Origin of the sequence: Flavobacterium aquaticum, from assembly GCF_003259835.1 — a bacterium.
Taxonomy (GTDB): domain Bacteria; phylum Bacteroidota; class Bacteroidia; order Flavobacteriales; family Flavobacteriaceae; genus Flavobacterium; species Flavobacterium aquaticum.
Genome location: NZ_QLMI01000028.1, coordinates 1 through 1,232, shown reverse-complemented (window position 1 = coordinate 1,232; position 1,232 = coordinate 1). Strand labels below are relative to the sequence as shown.

The 1,232-nt window shown below is 42.0% G+C and carries 1 pseudogene; it reads left to right on the top strand.

Annotated elements, in window-relative coordinates:
- Positions 1-1,232 (top strand): annotated as a pseudogene (locus B0I03_RS13150) (T9SS type B sorting domain-containing protein); the annotation flags it as partial.

Sequence of the window (1,232 nt, the reverse complement as noted above, 5' to 3'; positions counted from 1 at the left end):
ACGCCTACATGTATTGCAGCAGGTTCATCAACGATAACAAATTACAGTGGAGCGTTAACATATACTTTCACACCAGCAGGACCAACAGTTGGTGCGGGTGGATTAATTTCAGGGATGACAGTTGGAACAGGATATACAGTAATAGCAGGCAATGGAAGTTGTACTTCAGTAGCATCAGCATCGTTTACTAATTTAGTGATGTTAGTTACTCCAGCCGTACCAACAATATCTACTACAGCACCTACATGTATTGCAACAGGCTCATCAACGATAACAAATTATAGTGGTGTATTGACTTATACTTTCACACCAGCAGGACCAACAGTTGGCGCAGGCGGATTGATTTCAGGGATGACAGTTGGAACAGGATATACAGTAACCGCAGGCAATGCAAGTTGTACTTCAGTAGCATCAGCATCGTTTACCAATTTAGCGATGTTAGTTACTCCAGCAGTACCAACGATATCTACTACAGCTCCTACATGTATTGCAACAGGTTCATCAACGATAACAAATTACAGTGGAGCGTTAACGTATACTTTCACACCAGCAGGACCAACAGTTGGTGCAGGCGGATTAATTTCTGGTATGACAGTTGGAACAGGATATACAGTAACCGCAGGTAATGGAAGTTGTACTTCAGTAGCATCAGCATCGTTTACTAATTTAGCGATGTTAGTTACTCCAGCCGTACCAACGATATCTACTACAGCACCTACATGTATTGCAACAAGCTCATCCACTATAACAAATTACAGTGGAGCGTTAACCTATACTTTCACACCAGCAGGACCAACAGTTGGCGCAGGCGGATTGATTTCAGGGATGACAGTTGGAACAGGATATACAGTAACAGCAGGCAATGGAAGTTGTACTTCAGTAGCATCAGCATCGTTTACTAATTTAGCGATATTGCCAATTCCTTCTCAACCAACAATATCTACTACAGCTCCTACATGTTCTTCTAATGGAATATCAACGATAACAAATTACAGTGGAGCATTAACCTATACTTTCACACCAGCAGGACCAACAGTTGGTGCGGGTGGATTAATTTCAGGGATGACAGTTGGAACAGGATATACAGTAACAGCAGGCAATGGAAGTTGTACTTCAGTAGCATCAGCATCGTTTACCAATTTAGCGATGTTAGTTACTCCAGCCGTACCAACGATATCTACTACAGCACCTACATGTATTGCAACAAGCTCATCCACTATAACAAATTACAG